The sequence below is a fragment of the Leifsonia shinshuensis genome, assembly GCF_022606355.1.
GTDB lineage: Bacteria > Actinomycetota > Actinomycetes > Actinomycetales > Microbacteriaceae > Leifsonia > Leifsonia shinshuensis_B.
In genome coordinates this window covers 471,667-492,392 of sequence record NZ_JAHHZQ010000001.1, presented here as the reverse complement: position 1 = coordinate 492,392, position 20,726 = coordinate 471,667, and the positions used below count along the sequence as shown (strand labels likewise).

Here is a 20,726-nt window from a genome sequence, read left to right as displayed (position 1 = left end):
GGTCCGTCGCAGACCTGGAGGAACCCCGAGTGGCTCCCGGCTTCACGCGGTACGCCCCGACCGCCGGCCCGTCCCGCTGGCTGCTGATCGCCGGGCGGCGGTTCGTCGCCTGCGTCGAGAGCACGGCCGCCGACAGCATCGTCGAGGCGGTGTGGTGGCTCGCCGACTCCGATCTGGCGACCATCGAGTCGGTGGTCGGGGCGTTCCCCCTGGCCGGACCGGACAGCGTGCGCTCGTTCGCCGTCGCGGAGCTCGGCGAGCCGAACGCTCAGGGCGAGATCGTCGTGACCGCGGTGGTCCGCGGCTCGGCGGCGCTCGACATCTTCTCCGTCGGCGGTGCCCGGCGGTTCGGCTCCGGGGGCGTGCAGCCCTGGGTGCTCGCGGAGTTCCGGAACGTCACCGGCCTCGCGCTCGGCGGGGACGACCTGCCCACCGCTCCGGTCGCCCGGCTCGCCGTCGGCTCGCTGCCGATCGGGCTCGGGGTGGTGGACGGCGAGCTGCTGACCTGGTCGAGTGCGCCGATCGAGCGCGTAGAGCGCAGCGCCGAACCGGTCGTCTCGGTACGGGCCGGCGACTCCGGCGCCGACGATTCGCCCGCGGGCGACGCAAGCGCCGACGAGACGATCATCCGCGACCGTCCCCGGAGCTCGAGCCTGTTCTCGCGCCACGACTCCCGGGCGGAACTCGCCGAGTCGCCCGAGGCCGAGCCGGTGGTCCAGCGGGTTCCCGTCGCGCACGAGCTCCCCGGCGCGATCGACATCGAGGAGCCGGGGACGGCGACGGAGCAGCCGCTGACCACCGGTTCGCGCGACACGCCCGGTGGCCGCACCGGCGACGGGACATCGCCTCGGCCGTCGGAGCTCGCGCCGGTCGCGCCGGAGCGGGCACCGCTGCGCTTCGCCGTTCGCGTCGGACCGGGGGACAGCTTCGAGCTGGACGCCCCGATCCTCGTGGGTCGCAAGCCCGCGCTGCCGCGGGTGGACTCCGGTGTGCTGCCGCGCCTGATCGCGGTGCCGTCGCCCGATCAGGAGGTCTCGTCGACGCACCTGCGCATCGAGCAGTCGGGGGACGCCGTCGTCGTCACCGACCTCCGGTCGACGAACGGTACCGTCGTCGTTCGGCCGGGTGGGGCGTCCGCCCGCCTGCGGCCGGGCGAGTCGACGGTCGTGCTGCCCGGCTCCGTTGTGCAGATCGGCGACGGTAATATCATCGAGATCACCGCCGTCCCGGCCGATGACCCGCAGGGTGCACCTCGGCCGGCGTCGGGGGCGGACCGTCGAGAAGAAGGACGCGAGTGACCCAGATCGGTCGCACCAACCGTCGCCACACCGTGGTGGTCCCGGGGGGTGCCGATGCGCGCATCAGCCTCGGCTGGGCGGCGCTCAGCGACACCGGCTACCGTCGTAGCGTCAACGAGGACAGCCTCCTCGCGCGGTCGCCGATCTTCGCGGTCGCCGACGGTATGGGAGGTCACACGGCGGGCGACTTCGCGAGCACCGCGGTCGTGACCCGGCTGGCTGAGAAGGTCCGCGCCGATTTCGTGACGGAGACGTCGCTGACGAGCGCGCTGCGCGACGCCGTGGGCGACATGACCAGGGGAGTCGGCCAGACGGACCTCGGCACGGGCACCACCGTGACGGGCATCGCTCTGACGCTGGTGGAGGGTGCTCCGTACTGGCTCGTCTTCAACATCGGCGATTCGCGCGTCTACAGCTTTCGCGACGGCACGCTCGAACAGCTGACCGTCGACCACTCGATCGTGCAAGAGCTGCTGGATGCCGGCGCGATCACCCCGGAGGAGGCCGAGGTCCACCCGCACAGCAACGTGATCACGCGGGCCGTCGGGTTCAACGAGGACCCGGTCCCCGACTACTTCCTCTTCCCGATCGTGGCCGGATCGCGACTGCTGGTCTGTTCCGACGGGCTCACGAAGGAGCTGACGGAGCACGGGATCCGGTACTTCCTCGGCGAGGGCAACTCGCCGCTCGACGCCGCGCAACAGCTGATGGACGCGGCGCTGGGCAACGGCGGCCGCGACAACGTGACCGTCGTGGTAGTCGACGTCCTGGCGACGCCGGAGAGCGGCACGCACCGCGAGGGCTTCCCCCGGCGGGCGGCTCGGAGGCACTGACCAGCTGTCGGACGGCATTCCTCCACAGCCTCCACGGCACGCCGGAGTGCCCCCCGAGTTGGGGGTAATCCAGTTGTCCCCAGTGCGGGTCCCGGCTCCCTGAGCGCCTCTCCCTGCTGCCTACAATTGGGAAACGCCTTCGCCGCCGCGATCGCGTTCGGCCGACGACGGGAGGGGCTGCTTGGCTCGGCGCTTGCCTTCACAGCCGCCGAACCTGCCTGGCTTCTCGTACGTCAGGGTGCTCGGTTCGGGCGGCTTCGCCGACGTGTTCCTGTACGAGCAGAACATGCCGCGCCGGCAGGTCGCGGTCAAGGTGATGCTGGCAGAGGTCGTCACGAGCCAGGTCAAGCAGATGTTCCAGGCGGAGGCCAACCTGATGGCCCAGCTCAGCACCCACCCGTCGATCCTCACCGTCTACCAGGCGAGCGTGTCGGCCGACGGCCGGCCGTATCTGGTCATGGAGCTCTGCTCGTCGGCGATCGGGCAGCGCTACCGGTCGGAGCCGCTGCCGGTGCCCGAGGTGCTGAGCATCGGCGTCCGCATCGCGAGCGCGGTCGAGACGGCGCACCGCGCGGGCGTGCTGCACCGTGACATCAAGCCGTCGAACATCCTCACCACCGCGTACGGCCATCCCGTGCTGAGCGACTTCGGCATCGCCGCGACACTGAGCGAGGCCGATGTCACCGAGGCGATCGGGCTGTCGATCCCCTGGTCCGCGCCCGAGGTGCTGCTGGACGAGACGAGCGGCACCATCGCGAGCGAGGTCTGGTCGATCGGCGCGACGATCTACTCCCTGCTGGCCGGCCGGTCACCGTTCGAGCAGCCGGGCAAAGAGAACACGTCGGCGGAGCTCATCCAGCGCATCACCAAGGGCCGGCCTCAGCCCATCGGCCGCGCAGACGTTCCGCCACGGCTCGAACAGCTCCTGATGCGCTCGATGTCGCGCAAGCCGTCCGCTCGTCAGCGCAGCGCGCTCGAGCTGATCCGCGAACTGCAGTCCGTGGAGGCCGAGCTCGGCCTGCCGCAGACGCCCATCGAGGTCGCGATGGACGACTGGGCGCTCGCCACGGCCGACGATCCGGAGGAGCGCACCAGGGTGAAGGGCGTCGTGGCCGTCGATCCCGGCTCGCAGCGTCGTCGCCGCAAGACGCCGGCCGCGGCCGCGACGACCACCCGCACTCCGACCCGCACGATGGTGCGCGAGAGCATCGGCAGCTCGCCGACCTCGCCGCCCGCCGCGCCGTCGCGGGTGTCCAGGGCCCTCGTGATCTCGCTGGTCGCGTGCGCGCTGCTGGTGGTGGTCCTCGGAGTGACCGCCGCGGTCGTCCTGGTTCGCGCCGGCTCCGCGAACGACATCCCGACCGTGCGCGACCTGAGCGGCCGGGTCTCCGAGAGCACCATCGTCTTCACGTGGAGCGATCCGGGGATCGAGAGCGGCGACAGCTACGTGGTCACCGTCGACGACCAGCCGCCGAGCAGCCAGCGTGCGACCGAGTTCCGTGTCGATGCGAAGCCGGGTGAGACCGTGTGCGTGACCGTCACGGTCAACCGCGACGGCAAGACGGGGTCGCCGAGCGGGCAGAAGTGCGTGCAGAGGACCGCTTCACCATGATCCGGTCGTGGCTGCTCGCCCACAAGTCGATCGCCGCGACGGCGCTGAGCGGAACGGTCGTCGCCGCACTGGTGACGACACTCGCCGTGTTCTCGGGCGGCTACAGCGCGCAACACCTGCAGCTGAACGACGCCGCGGTGTGGGTGGCCAGCGACACGAAGAAGGCGCTCGGCCGCGCCAACACCGAGATCGACTCGCTGAACTCGATCGTCGCGGGCTCCGGGGAGGCGCTCGACGTCGTGCAGGACGGCGAGAACGTTCTGCTGCTCGACAAGGAGGCGAACACGGCGGCGGTGGTCGACCCGGCGACCGCCGAGGCCGGCAAGTCGGTCGCCCTTCCTCCGCGGTCGCCGCAGGTGGCCGTCTCCGGCAACCATGTCGCGATGCTCTCCCAGACGACCGGCCAGCTCTGGCTGACCTCGATCGATCAGCTCGACCAGTTCAACTCGGGGTCGGCCGCGACGATCGACCTCGGCGGTCGCGCCCTCGCCGCGATGGATCCCTCCGGCGTGCTGTTCGTCTACCAGCCGGGATCCCGCAGCATGGTGCGCATCGACCTGGGCGGTGAGCAGCCGGCGAGTTCGACCGTGAAGGTGCCAACCCGGGGCGAGGGCGCTCACGTGCAGGTCACGTCGGCGGGCGGCCGGTGGGCGGTGTTCGACCCGGACGAGAAGACGCTGTGGACCAGCGACGGCGCCGTGAACCTCGCCCGGGTGCTCGGCGACGACACCGACGCGATGCTGCAGGCGCCGTCGAGCGACGGAACGGCCGTGTGGATCGCGACCTCCTCCGGTCTCGTCCGCGTCCCCCTCGACGGCTCGGCCCCGACGCGGGTGCTCGGCACGGTGTCGGGGGCGCCCGCCGCGCCGGTGGCGGTGGCGGGATGCGTGTACGCCGCCTGGAACGGAGGCGCCGCGTGGCGCGGCTGCTCCTCGTCGGCGGCGGGGACCCGGAGCCCGCTGAGTCAGGTGCCGGCCAACGCGGTGCTCTCGTTCCGGGTGAACCGCGACCGCGTGGTCCTGAACGACGCCCGCTCCGGTGTCTCCTGGGCCGTGCAGTCGGGCAACGCGCGCATCGACAACTGGGACGAGCTGATCTCCAAGAAGACCACGCAGGAGCTCGTGGACCAGTCCAAGCAGGACACGACGCCCCAGTACGCGAAGCAGGAGCAGCCCCCGGTCGCGGTCGACGACCAGTTCGGCGCGCGGCCGGGACGCGTCACGCCGCTCCCGGTGCTGCTCAACGACTACGACCCGAACGGCGACGTGCTGACGATCGACTCGTTCACCGCGATCCCCGCCGACCAGGGGACGATCCAGTTGACGAACTCGGACCAGCTGCTCCAGATCTCCCTCCCGCCGACCGCGAGCGGCTCCATCGGCTTCGACTACACCATCTCCGACGGACGCGGCGGGACGGCGACGGCGCACGTGACCGTGACGGTCCGCACCCCGAACGAGAACTCGCCTCCCGTGTGCGTCCGCACGGCGAAGGCGGTCGTCCAGGCCGGCGGCCGGGTCACCACCTCCGTTCTCGGTGACTGCTACGACCCCGACGGCGACCCGTTCTACCTGGCGAGCGCCACGGTCCCCGCCCCCGACACTGTGACCTTCACCCCGCAGGGGCAGGTCGCGTACTCCGACCACGGGACGGGAGGCGGCCTCAAGGACGTCGCGCTGGTGCTCTCGGACGGGCGGGCCGAAGGTTCCGGTCAGCTGGCCGTGACGGTGCAGCCCCCCGGCCAGGTGCCGATCATCGCCGATCCGTTCGCCGTCGTGACCTATCAGGGTCAGGAGACGACCGTCCGGCCGCTCGACCACGTGCGCGGTGGCAACGGCGTCGTCCGGCTGAGCACCGTGCCGTCCAAGGCGGACGCCACGATCACACCGGACTACCAGGGCGGAACGTTCCGCTTCGCGTCCGACCAGGCCGGGACCCACAACATCGAGTATTCGGTGACGGACGGCGTGATCACGACGACGGGCACCGTGCGCGTCGAGGTGAAGGCGCCGCCCGGGGCCAAGACGACGCCGATCGCCGTGCCGCACACGGCCTTCATCCGCGAGCAGTCGACGCAGGACGTCGACGTGCTGTCGACCGACATCGACCCGTCGGGGGGCGTGCTCCTGGTGACAGGGGTCACGGATCCCTCCCCAGCGTCCGGCATCAAGGTACAGGTGCTCCAGCAGCGCACGCTGCGCGTGTCGCTGACGAGGCCGCTCAGCGAGCCCGTCGACTTCCACTACCGGCTCAGCAACGGCCTGGCCGACGCCGAGGGCACGGTCACCGTCGTCCAGCTCCCGCCGCTCACCGTGCACCAGCCGCCCATCGCCGTCCCCGACTCCGTGGCCGTGCGGGTGGACGACGTCGTCGACATCCCCGTGCTGGCCAACGACGTGCAGCCGGACGGCGACAAGCTGACCCTCGACCCGACGCTCGCGACGCCACTGCCCGCCGGGGCCGGCCTCCTGTTCGCCAGCGGGGATCACCTGCGGTATCTCGCGCCGTCGAAGCCCGGCAACTACACCGCGGCGTACCGCGTCTACGGCGCCGACGGGCAGTGGGCCACCGCCGAAGTGAGCATCGCCGTGCGCGAGCGCGACGTGGCGACCAACAACCCGCCCGTGCCCAAGACGGTCACGGCCCGCGTCCTCGCCGGCGACACGGTGCGGATCACGATCCCGCTCTCGGGCATCGACCCCGACGGCGACTCCGTGCAGTTCATCGGCCAGGAGACCAATCCGCAGAAGGGCGCCGTCGTGGCCTCCGGCAGCGATTGGATGGACTTCCAGGCGGGGGAGTACGCAGCGGGAACCGACTCGTTCACCTACGCCGTCGTGGATGCGCTCGGCGCCAGGGCCACGGGCACCGTGCGGGTCGGGATCGCACCGCGTGTCGACGGCGCGCGCAACCCCGTCGCCGTCGAAGACGACGTCACGACCCGTCCGGGACGGACCCTCAGCGTCCAGGTGCTCGCGAACGACTCGGATCCGGACGGCAGCCCGCTGAGCGTCACGGCGGTCACGTCGCTCGACGGCAAGGCGAAGGCCAAGATCCAGGGCGACATCGTGGTGGTGACGGCGCCGCAGCAGGAGGGCGCCTACGGCTTCCTCTACACGATCCAGAACGAACGGGGCGGCACCAGCCAGGCGTTCCTCCGCGTGACGGTCGACAAGAACGCACCGCCAGCGCGTCCGGTGGTGACCGACACCGTGCTCGGGCTCTCCGACATCCTGGGACGCGACACCGTCGACGTGAGCGCGCTGTCGAACGTGTTCTTCGCCGACGGCCCGGTCTCCTCCCTCAAGCTCTCGATCGTGCCGGGGTACGGGAACACCGCCCAGGTGACCCCGGACAAGCGCATCCGCGTAGCGATCACCGCGAAGAGCCAGATCATCCCGTTCAAGGTCGCCAACCCGGACGACGAGTCGTACGCCGCCTACGGGTTCGTACGGCTCCCCGGTTACGACGACGCGCTGCCCCAGCTCAAACGGGGTGCCCCCAAGCTCACGGTGGTCAGCGAGAAGACGCTGACGATCCACCTGAACGACTACATCGTCGCCGTCGGCGGCCGCAAGGTGAGGCTGACGGACGCCGCGACGGTCCGCGCGACCCACGCCAACGGCGACGACCTGGTGGTCGCCTCCGACACCCTGCAGTACACGTCGTCCAGCCGCTACTTCGGCCCGGCGAGCATCTCGTTCCAGGTGACAGACGGCAGCAGCGCGAACGACCCGAACGGCAACGTCGCCACGATCGTGCTGCCGATCGACGTCACCCCTCGCGAGAATCAGCCTCCCGTCTTCACCGGGGCGCTGATCGACTTCGAGCCGGGCCAGTCGAAGACGGTCGATCTCACCAAGCTCACGAGCTACCCGTATGCGAAAGACCAGTCCGAGCTCCAGTACTCGATCCAGAACCCGCGACCGGACGGCGTCTCGCTGTCGCTCTCGGGCCAGAAGCTCACGATCTCGGTCGGAGCAGGCGTCCAGAAGGGGAGCACCCCCTCGATCTCCATCGGCGTCAAGGACGCGGTGAACGCGGGCCAGGCCGGCCGCATCGACCTCAACATCGTGCCGTCGACGCGCCCGCTGGCGAGCCCGCAGCCCGACCGCGTCATCGCTCCGCGCGGACAGACGACGACCGTCGACGTTCTCGCCAACGACACCGCGACCAACCCGTTCCCGAACAAGCCGCTGCGTGTCCTGGCCGTCCGCGGTCTCGGCGGAGCCCTCCCCGACGGCGTCGCGATCACTCCGAGCTCCGACAACTCGGTGCTGCAGATCTCCGTCTCGAACACGGCGGCTCCGGTCGACACCACCCTGCAGTACGAGGTCGCCGACGCCACCGACGATCCCGATCGCTACACCTGGGGCACGGTGACGGTGTCGGTCCAAGACCGCCCGGCCCCCGTTTCGAACGTGCAGATCTCGGCGATCGGCGACCGAAGCCTGACGCTCAGCTGGACGCCGGGGGCGTTCAACAACTCGCCCATCACCGGTTTCGAGGTCACGATGAGCAGCGCGGCCTCCGGCGCCGTGCTTGGCACGACGCAGTGCAGCACCACGGTGTGCGCGATCACGACGCCCGGCAACGGCAGGGGGAACGCTGTGACCCTCGCTGTGCGCGCCCGCAACGCCCTCGGCCTGTCCGACCCGACCAGCTATGTGGAGCCGGTCTGGTCGGACGTGGTGCCGAACGCTCCGGCGAACGTGAACTACACGCCGCTGAACAACGGACTCCGGATCACCTGGAACCGCCCGGCCGACGCTCCGGGGGCCAGCCCGATCAGCTCGTACGTGGTGACGGTCGGCGGGATCACGAACGCCCTTCAGGTGTCTCCGGGCGACAGCGGGAGCTACGCGCTCAACGTGGTCGACGCCTCCATCGCGAACGGTGTGGCCATCGGCTTCAGCATCGCGAGCCGGAACGACTTCTACCAGGGCCGCACGACGTGGAACCAGACGTCGGGAAGCGGCGTGCCGGCGGGAGCTCCGCTGCTGACCGGCATCGCGCCGGCAGCGAACCCGAACACCGGCGACGGGTCGAGCGCCGTCCTCTCCTGGCCGAACGTGTTCACCCCGAACGGCAAGGCCGTCATCGCGTACTACGCCGGCGTGTTCCAGGGCGGTGCCCAACCGGGATGCAGTGTGACGGGTGTCGAGACGGGGAATCCCGTCCTCCATGTGGATCCGACCTCGTCGACCTTCCAGCAGGTCCAGGGCGGCAGCGCGACCTTCACCGGGCTCAGCGCGAACCAGACCTACAACTTCGTCGTCTACGCCTACAACGGCCAGGGCTGCACGGCGAGCGCCGTCGTCTCGGCGACGCAGCGCCTGCAGCCGGGGCCGGTGCGCAGCGTGAAGATCACCGGGCCGGCGCAGAACCTCGCGAGCACCTGGGACTTCCAGGCCGCCGTCGACTACCAGAACGGCAGCGGCTCGAGCCCGATCGTCAACTACCAGCTCATCGGCGACAACGGGGTGGTGGAGAACGGCCAGCTGTCCGGCACGAGCGGCATGGTCTCGGGCGGCAACGGAGCACATTACGGCACCGGGCTGACTCTCAGCATCACCAGCATCTGCGAGACCTACCCCGACGGCTCCCAGCTCTGTTCGCCGCAGAACTACAGCACGCGGATGGGCGTGGCCGTGAGCACCGCGATCGGCGGCGCACGTTACGACGCGACGACGAGCACCTTCAGCTGGACGAGCTGGCCGACCGGCTCGGGCTACACCCTCGTCACCTACAGCTGCGGCAACGGACCGGAGGCGCCGATGCCGCCGGTCGGGCAGACCGCGACCTGCCAGGCGTCGCCCGGCGCCGTGAACCCGTCGCTCACCGTCACGGTGCGCGTCGGGAGCGACACGTACTCGACGTCGTATCCGGCCTCAGGCATGCCATGAGCGAGGACCGGCATACTGAGGACGGCGCGCGCGCGAACGCGGCGCTGCTCACGCACCCCGAGAGAGGCCACAGCATGACGATGACCCCCGAGCAGGCCGGCTGGTTCTCGGGCGTGTTCGACCGCCTCGTGCAGAACATCGACCGTGTCCTCCTCGGCAAGTCCCATGTCATCCGGCTGGCGCTCACCGCCCTGCTGAGCGAGGGCCATCTGCTCCTCGAGGACTTCCCCGGCACCGGCAAGACGTCGTTGGCGCGGGCCATGGCCGAGAGCGTGCGGGGCACGACCAACCGGGTCCAGTTCACTCCCGACCTGCTTCCGGGCGACATCACCGGCGTCAACATCTACGACCAGCGGACGGGCGCCTTCGAGTTCCACCGCGGGCCCGTGTTCGCCAACATCGTGCTGGCCGACGAGATCAACCGCGCCTCGCCCAAGACCCAGTCGGCCCTGCTGGAGGTCATGGAGGAGCAGCAGGTCACCGTAGACGGAGTGCGTCATCCCGTCGGTGAGCCGTTCATGGTGATCGCCACCCAGAACCCGATCGAGCAGGCGGGGACTTACCGGCTGCCGGAGGCGCAGCTCGACCGCTTCCTGATGAAGGCGTCGATCGGCTACCCGGACCACGAGGCGACCCTGCGCATCCTCGAGGGGGCGGAGCGCCGCGCGCACGAGATCGTCGTGCCGGAGGTGATCTCGGCGGAGACCGTCATCGAGATGGCCGATATGGCGCGTGGCGTCCACGTGGACCCGTCGATCAACGACTACGTCTCCCGGCTGGTCGACGCCAGCCGGACGGCCGACGAGATCCGACTCGGCGTCAGCGTGCGCGGCGCGCTCGCGCTCGTGCGCGCAGCCAAGACCCTCGCCGCGTCCACCGGCCGTTACTACGTGACGCCCGACGACGTGAAAGCGCTGGCGGAGCCGGTGCTCGCGCACCGACTCGTGCTCGATCCCGAGGCCGAGTTCGAGGGCGTCACGGCCTCCAGCGTCGTCGGTCAGCTGCTGATCGAGGTGCCGCCGCCGAGCGATCGGGCCGCCGTGTGACCAGCACCGTCACCCGCACCCAGGTCGAGCTCACCAACGCGCGCGCCCGCATCGTCGGCGAGCGTGACGGGTTGCTCGCGGACGCGATCGTCTGGGTCGTCCGCACGAGCGCGGCTTTCGGCAAGACCGTGGCGTCGGCCGCGCGCGTGCTCGGGGCGGTGATCACGCCGCTCGGCTGGTCGATGACAGCGGTGACGGCTCTGGCACTCGTCGCCGGCTACGTCCTGGGCTGGACGGAGGCGGTGGTGACGGGCTGGGCGGCCGCCGCCCTGCTCCTGATCGCCTCGCTCTATCTGGTCGGCCGCATCGCCTACGACGTCGGGCTCACGCTGCCCACCAACCGCGTCGTCGTCGGCGACCGCGCACCGGGGGAGGTTACCGTCCGCAACCCGGCACGGCGCCGCCTGCCCGGCGTACGGGTGGAGGTTCCGGTCGGCGCCGGCCTCGCCGAGTTCGCCGTGCCGGCGCTGCTGAGCGGCGAGGAGCATTCCGACGTCTTCGTCGTGCCGACCAGCAGGCGCGGCATCGTCCCGATCGGCCCGGTGCGGACCGTTCGCGCCGACCCGATCGGGCTGCTGCGCCGGGAGATGGTGTGGGCCGACTCGCTCGACCTGTTCGTGCATCCGCGCATCATCGCGATCCCGAGCATGAGCACCGGATTCGTGCGCGACCTGGAGGGCGCGCCCACGCGCGACCTGACGCAGAGCGACGTCGCGTTCCACGCGCTCCGCGAGTACATGCCAGGAGACGAACGCAGGAACATCCACTGGAAGAGCACGGCGAAGACCGGCAGCTACATGGTGCGCCAGTTCGAGGAGACCCGGCGCAGCCACCTCCTTGTTGCGCTCAGCCTCTCCGCGGCCGACTACGCCTCCGACGAGGAGTTCGAGCTGGCCGTGAGCGCGACGGGCTCCCTGGGCGTGCGGGCGATGCTGGACTCGCGCACGGTCTCGGTGGTCGCGAGCGCAGAGACGCCCGAGTTCGCCAAACGCGTGGTGTTCAGTGCCCGCCGGCTGAGCACGGTGGGCCGTGGCCGGCTGCTCGACGACCTGGCCGGTGTCGAGACGGCGGAGTCGGCCCTCCGGCTGCCTGAGCTCGCTCAGGTCGCGAGCGATGACGCCGCGGGAACATCGATCGTCTTCCTGGTCTGCGGGTCGACGGTCACCGCGACCCAGCTGCGCTCGGCAGCAGCGCACTTCCCGCTCGGCGTGGACGTGCTGGCCATCGTCTGCGACGAGGGCGCTGTTCCCACACTGCGCCGGGTCGCCGACCTCAGCGTGCTGACCATCGGCTACCTGGAGGACCTCCAGCGCAGCCTCGCGAAACGGCTCGCGACGTGATCGGGCGGCTGCCCTGGCGTTCGGCCGCCGCGGATGTCGGATTCGCGGTGGCGGCGCTCGCGCTGGCGGCGTGGTCGTTCTGGCCCGTCTACCAGTCGACGGCGTTCGTCACGATGTTCGTGGTCACGATCGCGCTCGGGTCGGCGATCGCCGTGCTCGGGGCGGTCTTCCGCTGGCCCAGTATCGTGGTCGGCGGCTTGATCGTCGTGGTGTATCTGGGCACGGGCGTCCAGCTCGCGATCCCGGGGGAGGCGACGGCCGGCGGGTTGCTGCCGACGCCGCAGGGCTTCGTCGATCTCGTCCAGGGCACGTGGTCGTCGTGGAAGCAGCTGGTCACCATCTCGGTCCCGGTCGGTTCCTATCAGGCGCTCCTCGTCCCCGCGTTCATCCTCGTTCTGCTGGCGAGTGTGATCACCACGACGACCGCACTCCGCTCCTCCCTCCCCGAGCTGGCGGGCATCCCACCCGTGGTCGTCCTCGTCGCCGGGATCGCCTTGGGCTCGGCGATCGCGAGCGCGCCGCTCTGGCTCGTCCTCGGGCTGTTCGCGCTGCTGCTGGTCTGGAACATCCGGCTGCGACTGCGTCGGCGGACGGCTGCGGTGCGCACGCTGCGCGAGCAGAGCGGCCTCACCGTCGAGACGCGCAGGGAGCGCGGTTCGACGGCTGTGCTGACGGCGACCGGGGCCGCGGTGATGCTCGCAGGCGCCGCCGTCGTCGGGATCGGGGCCACCGCCCTGGTGCCACCGGCGAACGACCGGCAGGTGGTGCGGACGGCGGTCGAGCAGCCGTTCGACCCGCGGGCGTTCCCCAGCCCGCTCAGCGGCTTCCGGTCGTACTTCGAGCCTGGCGCCTCGTCGAAGCCGATGCTCAGTGTCTCGGGGCTACCGGCGGACCGGCGCATCCGGATCGCCACGCTCGACACCTACGACGGAGTGACCTACTCGGTGGGGAGCGCGGCCGCCACGAGCGCCTCGGGCGCGTTCGCCCGCCTGCCCTACCGGCTCGACCAGGCGGGCACGAAGGGTACGCAGACGCAGCTGACCGTCACCGTGCGCGGCTACCGAGGTCCGTGGGTGCCGGGAACGGGACAGCTCGAGCAGATCCAGTTCCTCGGGAGCCGCGGTTCGACGCTCTCCGGTGCCTACTTCTACAACGACGTCACCGGAACCGGTGCCGTCATGTCCGCCCTACGCGACGGTGACGTGTACGTGGCGGACTCCGTCACTCCGCCGAAGCTCTCGGCGAGTCAGCTGACGAAGGTCGAGCCCGGCTCCGACACCGTGCCCCGGCCGGCCGTGATCCCCGACGAACTGCAGTCGACCCTGCAGAAGTACACCTCGGGCGTCTCTGGCGCCGGCGCCAAGCTGGCGGCCGCGCTCCAGGGCCTCGCGACCGACGGCTACCTCAGCCACGGAGTCGGCCCGAACGAGCCGGCCAGCCGTTCGGGGCACGGCGCCGATCGGATCACCGAGCTGCTGACGAACGTCCCGATGCTCGGCGACCAGGAGCAGTACGCCGTGACGGCCGCGCTGATGGCGCGGCAGCTCGGATTCCCCGCCCGGGTCGTCATGGGCTTCGTCGCTCCCGCGGACACGGGGGCCGGGCCTGTCACGTTCCTCGGCGCCGATGTCTCGGCCTGGATGGAGGTGCAGACCACCTCCGGCTGGGTGACGGTCGACCCGACCCCTCCGGTCCGGCCGGTGCCGCCGAAGCAGCCGGAGCAGCCGACCGAGATCTCCCGGCCGCAGACCAATGTGCAGCCGCCCATCGACGACAGCCCTCAGCAGAACGAGGAGCCGCCGCAGGCCCAGGTCGACAACACGCCGCAGCACACGCCCGATCCCGTCCTGGAGACCCTCCTGGCCGTCCTCACCGCCATCGGCTGGACCCTGCTGGTGCTGGCCCTGCTCGCGGCGCCGTTCCTGGCGGTCATCGCAGCCAAATGGCGGCGGCGCTCCCTCCGGCGGTCGGCGGCGTCGGCTGCCGACCGGATCGTCGGCGGGTGGCGCGAGTTCGCCGATGCGGCCGTCGACCACGGGTACGATCCGCCGCCCGCCGCGACCCGGGTGGAGTTCGCGTCGACCATCGGCGGTACGAGGGCTGCGGCGCTCGCCAAAGTGGCCGACCGCGCGGTGTTCAGCCCGTTCGCTCCGACTCGGGCCGAGGCGGAGACGGTGTGGAAGGCGGTCGACGAGCTGCGTGCACAGCTGGATCGCCGCGACACGCGGTGGAAGCGGCTGCTGGCGGCCGTGTCTCTGCGATCGCTCGGCTACCGTGGAAGGACGCGAGAGAGGACGAACAGGCGATGAGATGCCGGGTGTGCGGAGCGGCGCTCTCCGAGGGGACGCTGTTCTGCGGAAACTGCGGGAGTTCGGTGACGGCGTCGCGGGTGCGGCCGCCGGAGGTCGCCGACTCGCGACCGTCCGACACCTCGATCGTCCAGCCTCTCGCGAAGCCCGCGGTCGCCGGCCGGTTCCCTGGCTCGGTGGACGTCGATGATGACGGGCTCCCGCCGACCGAGGCCATCGAGGTCGTCTCGATCGAGAGCGCCCCGCGTGCGGCCTCCGTGCGGCTGTTCCGGCTGAGCTTCTCCACCGGGGAGTCAGTGGACGTGCTCGGCAGCGGGCTGATCGGACGGCGCCCGATCACGCAGCCGGGGGAGCACGTCGACCAGCTGGTCGCCATCTCGGACCCGGCACGCAGCGTCTCCAAGACGCACCTCGAGTTCGGGCTCGAAGGCGACGACCTCTGGATCTGCGACCGCTATTCCGGCAACGGCACTGTCGCGCGCCCGCTCGGTGGCGTGGCGCGGCAATGCGAAGCGGGCCGCCGCTACCGGGTGGGCCGGGGGACCAGGGTCGACATCGGCGACCAATGGTTCGACGTCAGCTGACGTCTCCCTGATTCGGCGTCGGAAACGCAGGAACTCCTCTGCCGGCCGCGCGAACGGCCGGGCAGAGGAGCTCCCTCGCCTGCGGTCAGACCAGGGCGTCGGCGACGGCGGCGTCCACGATTCCGTGCGCCTCGGCGACACCCGGGTTGGTGACGTGGCCGGCGTGCACGTTGAGGCCGAGCGCGAGCGATGCGTCCGCACGGAGCGCCGCCTGCCAGCCGTTGTTGGCGATGGCGCGTGCGTAGGGCAGCGTCGCGTTGGTGAGCGCGTATGTGGAGGTGTGCGGGACGGCCCCGGGCATGTTCGCCACGCAGTAGAACAACGACTGGTGCACCGTGAAGGTGGGGTCGGCGTGGGTGGTGGGGTGCGAGTCGGCGAAGCAGCCGCCCTGGTCGACGGCGATGTCGACGAGCACACTGCCCGGCTTCATGCGCGAGACCAGCTCGTTGCTGACCAGCTTGGGCGCCTTGGCTCCCGGCACGAGCACCGAGCCGATCACGAGGTCGGAGGCGACGACGGCCTTGTCGATCTCGAAGCTGTTCGAGGCGATGGTCTTGATGCGACCGGCGTAGAGCGCGTCGAGTTCGCGGAGCCGCGCGATGTTGGTGTCGAGCACAGTGACCTCGGCACCGAGGCCGACCGCCACCGAGGTGGCGTTCGTGCCGGCGACGCCGCCTCCGAGCACGGTGACGACGGCCGGATGCGTGCCGGGGACGCCGGGGACGAGCAGCCCGGGGCCGCCGTTCGGCTTCATCATGGTCGTGGCCCCGACGATGGGGGCGAGCCGGCCGGCGACCTCGCTCATCGGTGCGAGCAGCGGGAGTGCGCGGTTGGGCAGCTGCACCGTCTCGTAGGCGATCGCCGTGACGCCGGACGCGATCAGGGCGCGCGTCAGCTCCTCGTCCGCGGCGAGGTGGAGGTAGGTGAACAGCACGAGCCCCTCGCGGAAGTAGCCGTACTCGGAGGCGATCGGCTCCTTCACCTTCAGGATCAGGTCTCCGGCGGCCCAGGTGGAGGCGGCATCCGGGAGGATGGTGGCGCCGGCTCCCGCGTAGAAGTCGTCCGGGATGGAGGAGCCGACACCGGCTCCGGTCTCCACGTACACCTCGTGTCCGGCGCCGACCAGGTCATGGACGCCTGCGGGCGTAATCGCCACGCGGAATTCGTTGTTCTTGATCTCGCGGGGGATCGCGACCTTCATGGGGCTCCTCAGCTCCTTGCACTTCGACGTGATGGTTCGAGAACACCCTAGCGCCCTTCACGGAGGATTTCGATAGCAATTCATGAAGGATGGTGCTGATTCCGTAAATTCTGTGTCGAGCTAACGCGGATATCGACAGTTCGTCTCGCTGCTCCTCCGCGGGGGAGACGCCGTGTGCGGTTTCCCGCGTCTTTCGGGCGAATCGACGCGGATTTCGTGACGATCATGTTTCAAGATGGACGATTCGGTCTCCGATGGGTGCGGATCGCGTCGGTGGTGTGCCAGGATCTACCCACCCCGAGGCACGACGCAGTGCCCCGGCGGATCGCCCTGCAGGTACCACCAGCCAGACCCGAAGGAGCTCCGCACGTGAAGAACAGGCCTCTCCCGAACGACCCGATGATCCGCCAACTGGTGCAATCGGCTCGTGCCTCGCAACTCACCCGCCGCGGTCTGCTCGCCGGCGCGACCGCCAGTGCCGCGGCGCTGGCGCTGGCCGCGTGCTCGACAGGAGGGGCCTCCAGCAAGCCGACGCCCGCCAAGGACCAGTCGAGCACCGACAAGACCCTCACCTGGGCCAACTGGCAGGCGTACCTCGACCAGGACCAGAACGGCAAGTACCCGACGCTGGAGGCGTTCCAGAAGCAGTCCGGGCTGAAGGTCAAGTACGACGTCGCCGTCGACGACAACAACACCTACTACGCGAAGGTCAAGGACCAGCTCGCGCTCGGCAAGGACATCGGCGCCGACACCGTCTGTCTCACCGACTGGATGATCGCGCGCTGGATCCGCCTCGGCTACGTGCAGTCGTTCGACCAGGCGGCGATCCCGAACAAGAAGAACCTCACCTCGAACTTGGTGAACGTCGACTTCGACCCGGGGCGGGCGAAGTCGCTGCCGTGGCAGAGCGGATTCGCCGGCATCTGCTGGAACAAGGAGAAGCTGCCGAACGGTCTGAAGTCGATCGAGGACCTCTGGAAGCCCGACCTCAAAGGCAAGGTCGGCGTGCTCAGCGAGATGCGCGACACGATGGGGCTCCTCCTGTTGCAGCAGGGCGTCGACATCTCCAAGGAGTTCAGCGACGACGACTTCAACAAGGCCATCGACACCCTGACCAAGGAGGTCAACGACGGCCAGATCCGCAACATCAAGGGCAACTCGTACCTCAACGACCTGAAGTCCGGTGACACGCTCGCGGCGATCTGCTGGTCGGGAGACATCACCCAGCTGAACGCCGAGGCCGGCGACAACTGGCAGTTCGCCATCCCGGAGGCCGGTGGCACGCTCTGGAGCGACAACTTCGTCATCCCGATCGGCTCGCCGCGCAAGGCCAACGCCGAGAAGCTCATCGACTACTACTACGAGCCGGAGGTCGCGGCAGAGGTCGCCGCGTGGGTCAACTACATCACGCCCGTGCAGGGCGCGAAGGAGGCGGCCGTGAAGATCGACGCGAAGCTGGCGGAGAACCAGCTGATCTTCCCCGACGAGGAGACCCTCTCGAAGGTGCACGTCTTCCGCACCCTCACGCCGGCCCAGGAGCAGAAGTACCAGGCGGCGTTCCAGAAAGTGATCCTGGGGGCCTGATGCCGAAGGGAGTCTTCGCCGAGTCCGGAGCCGACCTGCAGCTGATCGGCATCCGCAAGCGGTTCCCCGGATTCACGGCCATCGAGAACCTCGACCTGACCATCCCCGCGGGGTCGTTCTTCGCACTGCTCGGCCCGAGCGGCTGCGGCAAGACCACGACGCTTCGGCTCGTCGCCGGCCTGGAGGATCCCACGGAGGGCCGCATCCTCATCGGTGGGCAGGACGTGACACGTACCAAGCCCTTCCAGCGGCCGGTCAACACCGTGTTCCAGAGCTACGCCCTTTTCCCGCACATGACGATCCTCGAGAACGTCGCGTTCGGCCTCCGCCGCCGCAAGATCGGCGACCCGGTGGCGAAGGCGCACGAAGCGCTGCAGCTGGTCGAGCTCGACCACCTCGCCGCCCGTCGCCCCGCCCAGCTCTCCGGCGGCCAGCAGCAGCGTGTGGCCCTGGCGCGCGCCGTCGTCAACCGGCCGGCGCTGCTGCTGCTCGACGAGCCGCTCGGCGCTCTCGACCTCAAGCTCCGCCGGCAGATGCAGCTCGAGCTGAAATCGATCCAGACGGAGGTCGGCCTGACGTTCGTGCACGTGACCCACGACCAGGAGGAGGCCATGACCATGGCCGACACAGTCGCCGTGATGAACAAGGGCCGGATCGAGCAGATGGGTGCGCCCGAGCTGCTCTACGAGCTGCCGTCGACGGTGTTCGTGGCGAACTTCCTCGGCCAGTCGAACCTCTTCGTCGGGCCGGTGTTCGACGGCGCAGGCGACACGCTCGGCGTGGAGGTCGCCGGCGCGCGCATCCAGGTGCCGCGTTCGCGCGCCCAGCGCACGTCCGGCACGGTCACCGTCGGGGTCCGTCCGGAGAAGCTCACGCTGCACACGGCCGAGCAGACCATCCCGTCCGGCGCGAACCGCCTCGGTCCCGGCCGGGTCATCGACGTGTCGTTCAGCGGCGTGAGCACGCAGTACCTGGTCGACGTCGCCGGCCTCGGCACCGTGGTCGTGTTCGCCCAGAACCTGGCGAGCGGGCCGGCAGCCGGGTTCGGCGACGAGGTCTGGGTGTCGTGGGAGCCCTCCCACACGTTCGTGCTCGCGGACGAGCCCCCGGCCGACGGTCGCTTCGCCGACGACACCGACACGCAGGCGGTGGCGGCGCAGGCGAAGGAGCGGTTGCTGTCCGAGCTGGAGGAGGCATAGATGGCGATCGCCGCCTTCACAGGGCCTCCGGCGACGAGGGATCAGGAACCCGCCGTCCGCCGCAAGTCGGGGATCGCGCTGGTCCTGCTGCTCCCGGGTGTGCTCTACCTGGTGCTGTTCTTCCTCACCCCGCTGGTGTCGCTCATCATCACGTCGTTCCAGGCGCCGGTGCCCGAGGGCGACATCGGGCAATACCAGGCCGCGTTCCAGTGGCAGAACTACACCGACTCGATCTCCGAGTACTGGCCGCAGATCCTGCGCTCGTTCGGCTACGCATTGATCGCGACCGCTGCGGCGCTCGTGATCAGCTATCCGCTGGCCTACTTCATCGGAGTGAAGATGCGGGCACGTCCGGTGCTGCAGAACCTCCTGATGACGCTGGTCATCGCGCCGTTCTTCATCAGCTTCCTGCTGCGCACGCTCGCGTGGAAAGCCATCCTCAGTGACGACGCGTGGGTAGCGAGCTCGCTCAAGGCGCTCAGCATCCTCCCGCCGGACGCCCACATCACCGGCACGCCGTTCTCGGTCATCTTCGGTCTGACGTACAACTTCATCCCGTTCATGACACTGCCGCTGTACTCCACGCTGGAACGACTGGACACCCGGCTGCTGGAGGCCGGCCAGGACCTCTATGCGAGCAACTGGACGACCTTCCGCAAGGTGACCATCCCGCTGTCGATGCCCGGCATCGTGTCGGGGACGCTGCTGACCTTCATCCCGGCGGCGGGCGACTACATCAACGCGTCCCAGGACTTCCTCGGCGCGGCCGACACCTCGATGATGGGCAACGTCATCGAGAGCAACTTCCTCGTGCTGCAGAACTATCCGACGGCGGCCGCCATGTCAGTGGTCCTGATGGCGGTCATCCTGGTCATCGTCGGGCTGTATGTGCGGCGGAGCGGAACGGAGGACCTGCTGTGACGACCACCGAGCCCCGCGCGCGCTTCCGCTTCCGCGGCCTGGGATTGGGCGTCTACGCCTTCCTCGCCCTGGCCTTCCTGCTGATCCCGATCGTCTACACGTTCGCGTTCTCCTTCAACGACGCGATCAAGAACAACATCGCGTGGCGCGGCTTCACCCTGCGCAACTGGACGAACGTGTGCGACGCGGCCGGGATCTGCGACGCCTTCACGGCCAGCATCATCATCGGTATCGTCTCGACCGTGATCGCGACGGTCCTCGGGACGATGATCGCCATCGCCCTGATGCGCTACCGCTTCCGGTTCCGTTCCCAGACCAGCCTGCTGCTCTTCCTGCCGATGGCCAGCCCGGAGGTCGTGCTCGGTGCCGGCCTTGCGGCGCAGTTCCTGAGCCTGGGCGTGAACAAGGGCTTCGGGACGATCATCATCGCCCACGTCATGTTCTGCATCAGCTTCGTGGTGGTCACGGTGAAGGCGCGCGTCGCGTCGCTCGACCCGGCGCTGGAGGAGGCGGGGCGCGATCTGTACGGGTCGCCCAACGCGGTGTTCTGGCGGATCACGTTCCCGCTGCTCCTGCCCGGCATCCTGTCGGCCGCCCTGTTGTCGTTCTCGTTGAGCTTCGACGACTTCATCATCACGAATTTCAACGCCGGTGCGGTCACCACGTTCCCGATGTACATCTACATCGCGGCGTCGCGCGGCATCCCGGCCCAGGCGAACGTGATCGCGTCCGCGGTGTTCATCCTGACCATCCTCGTGGTCCTGATCACCCAGCTCACCGCCGCCGCCCGCGCGCGCCGCCTCGCTCGCGCCACCCAGTAGCGGGCACCGCCGACCGAGCGGTACGTAAACGCCCCTAAAACTGAGTTTTAGGGGCGTTTGCGTACCCCTCGG

13 protein-coding genes are annotated in these 20,726 nt (G+C 69.7%); 12 read left to right on the top strand and 1 reads right to left on the bottom strand.

What is annotated here, in order from left to right:
* Positions 1-29: 29 nt before the first annotated feature.
* From KNO15_RS02445 to KNO15_RS02410, 8 genes are all read left to right on the top strand, one after another.
* Positions 30-1,298, top strand: a complete 1,269-nt coding sequence (locus KNO15_RS02445) for an FHA domain-containing protein (RefSeq protein WP_241701839.1) — start codon at positions 30-32, stop codon at positions 1,296-1,298.
* A complete protein-coding gene (locus KNO15_RS02440) occupies positions 1,295-2,131 on the top strand; it encodes a PP2C family protein-serine/threonine phosphatase (RefSeq protein WP_241701838.1) in 837 nt (278 codons plus the stop codon). The genes KNO15_RS02445 and KNO15_RS02440 overlap by 4 nt, the downstream gene beginning before the upstream one ends.
* A 181-nt stretch (positions 2,132-2,312) precedes the next feature.
* Positions 2,313-3,743: a serine/threonine-protein kinase gene (locus tag KNO15_RS02435; RefSeq protein WP_374113132.1), complete on the top strand. Its 1,431-nt coding sequence runs from the start codon at positions 2,313-2,315 to the stop codon at positions 3,741-3,743.
* Positions 3,716-9,649: an Ig-like domain-containing protein gene (locus KNO15_RS02430; protein ID WP_241701836.1), complete on the top strand. Its 5,934-nt coding sequence runs from the start codon at positions 3,716-3,718 to the stop codon at positions 9,647-9,649. The genes KNO15_RS02435 and KNO15_RS02430 overlap by 28 nt, the downstream gene beginning before the upstream one ends.
* A gap of 74 nt (positions 9,650-9,723) precedes the next feature.
* Positions 9,724-10,695 carry an AAA family ATPase gene (locus KNO15_RS02425; protein ID WP_241702664.1) on the top strand — a complete coding sequence of 324 codons (972 nt, stop codon included), beginning with the start codon at positions 9,724-9,726 and terminating at the stop codon, positions 10,693-10,695.
* Positions 10,692-12,035, top strand: a complete 1,344-nt coding sequence (locus KNO15_RS02420; protein WP_241701834.1) for a DUF58 domain-containing protein — start codon at positions 10,692-10,694, stop codon at positions 12,033-12,035. Before KNO15_RS02425 ends, KNO15_RS02420 begins: the two co-directional genes overlap by 4 nt.
* Positions 12,032-14,344, top strand: a complete 2,313-nt coding sequence (locus KNO15_RS02415) for a transglutaminase-like domain-containing protein (protein WP_241701833.1) — start codon at positions 12,032-12,034, stop codon at positions 14,342-14,344. The genes KNO15_RS02420 and KNO15_RS02415 overlap by 4 nt, the downstream gene beginning before the upstream one ends.
* A 65-nt stretch (positions 14,345-14,409) precedes the next feature.
* Positions 14,410-14,928 (top strand): hypothetical protein, encoded by a 519-nt coding sequence (locus tag KNO15_RS02410; protein WP_241701831.1) that lies wholly within the window; start codon positions 14,410-14,412, stop codon positions 14,926-14,928.
* An 85-nt stretch (positions 14,929-15,013) separates the two neighbouring features.
* Here KNO15_RS02410 and ald read toward each other — a convergent pair whose 3' ends face one another.
* Positions 15,014-16,129, bottom strand: a complete 1,116-nt coding sequence (gene ald / locus KNO15_RS02405) for an alanine dehydrogenase (protein WP_241701829.1) — start codon at positions 16,127-16,129, stop codon at positions 15,014-15,016.
* A 369-nt stretch (positions 16,130-16,498) separates the two neighbouring features.
* Between ald and KNO15_RS02400 the strand changes: the two genes are divergently transcribed.
* The 4 genes from KNO15_RS02400 to KNO15_RS02385 are packed head-to-tail and all read left to right on the top strand — an operon-like array spanning position 16,499 to position 20,654.
* On the top strand, positions 16,499-17,713 hold the full coding sequence (locus KNO15_RS02400) for an ABC transporter substrate-binding protein (protein ID WP_241701827.1): 1,215 nt from the start codon (positions 16,499-16,501) through the stop codon (positions 17,711-17,713).
* A complete protein-coding gene (locus KNO15_RS02395; protein ID WP_241701826.1) occupies positions 17,713-18,912 on the top strand; it encodes an ABC transporter ATP-binding protein in 1,200 nt (399 codons plus the stop codon). Before KNO15_RS02400 ends, KNO15_RS02395 begins: the two co-directional genes overlap by 1 nt.
* Complete coding sequence (locus tag KNO15_RS02390; RefSeq protein WP_241701824.1) at positions 18,913-19,833, top strand: ABC transporter permease; 921 nt, start codon at positions 18,913-18,915, stop codon at positions 19,831-19,833.
* Entirely contained in the window at positions 19,830-20,654 is an 825-nt protein-coding gene (locus KNO15_RS02385; RefSeq protein WP_241701822.1) for an ABC transporter permease, read from the top strand. The genes KNO15_RS02390 and KNO15_RS02385 overlap by 4 nt, the downstream gene beginning before the upstream one ends.
* Positions 20,655-20,726 lie beyond the last annotated feature (72 nt).

Excerpts from the sequence above, each read along its gene's own strand:
- KNO15_RS02390 (WP_241701824.1), top strand. The coding sequence starts at position 18,913 with ATGGCGATCGCCGCCTTCACAGGGCCTCCGGCGACGAGGGATCAGGAA.
- KNO15_RS02425 (WP_241702664.1), top strand. The coding sequence starts at position 9,724 with ATGACGATGACCCCCGAGCAGGCCGGCTGGTTCTCGGGCGTGTTCGAC.
- KNO15_RS02395 (WP_241701826.1), top strand. The coding sequence starts at position 17,713 with ATGCCGAAGGGAGTCTTCGCCGAGTCCGGAGCCGACCTGCAGCTGATC.
- ald (WP_241701829.1), bottom strand. The coding sequence starts at position 16,129 with ATGAAGGTCGCGATCCCCCGCGAGATCAAGAACAACGAATTCCGCGTG.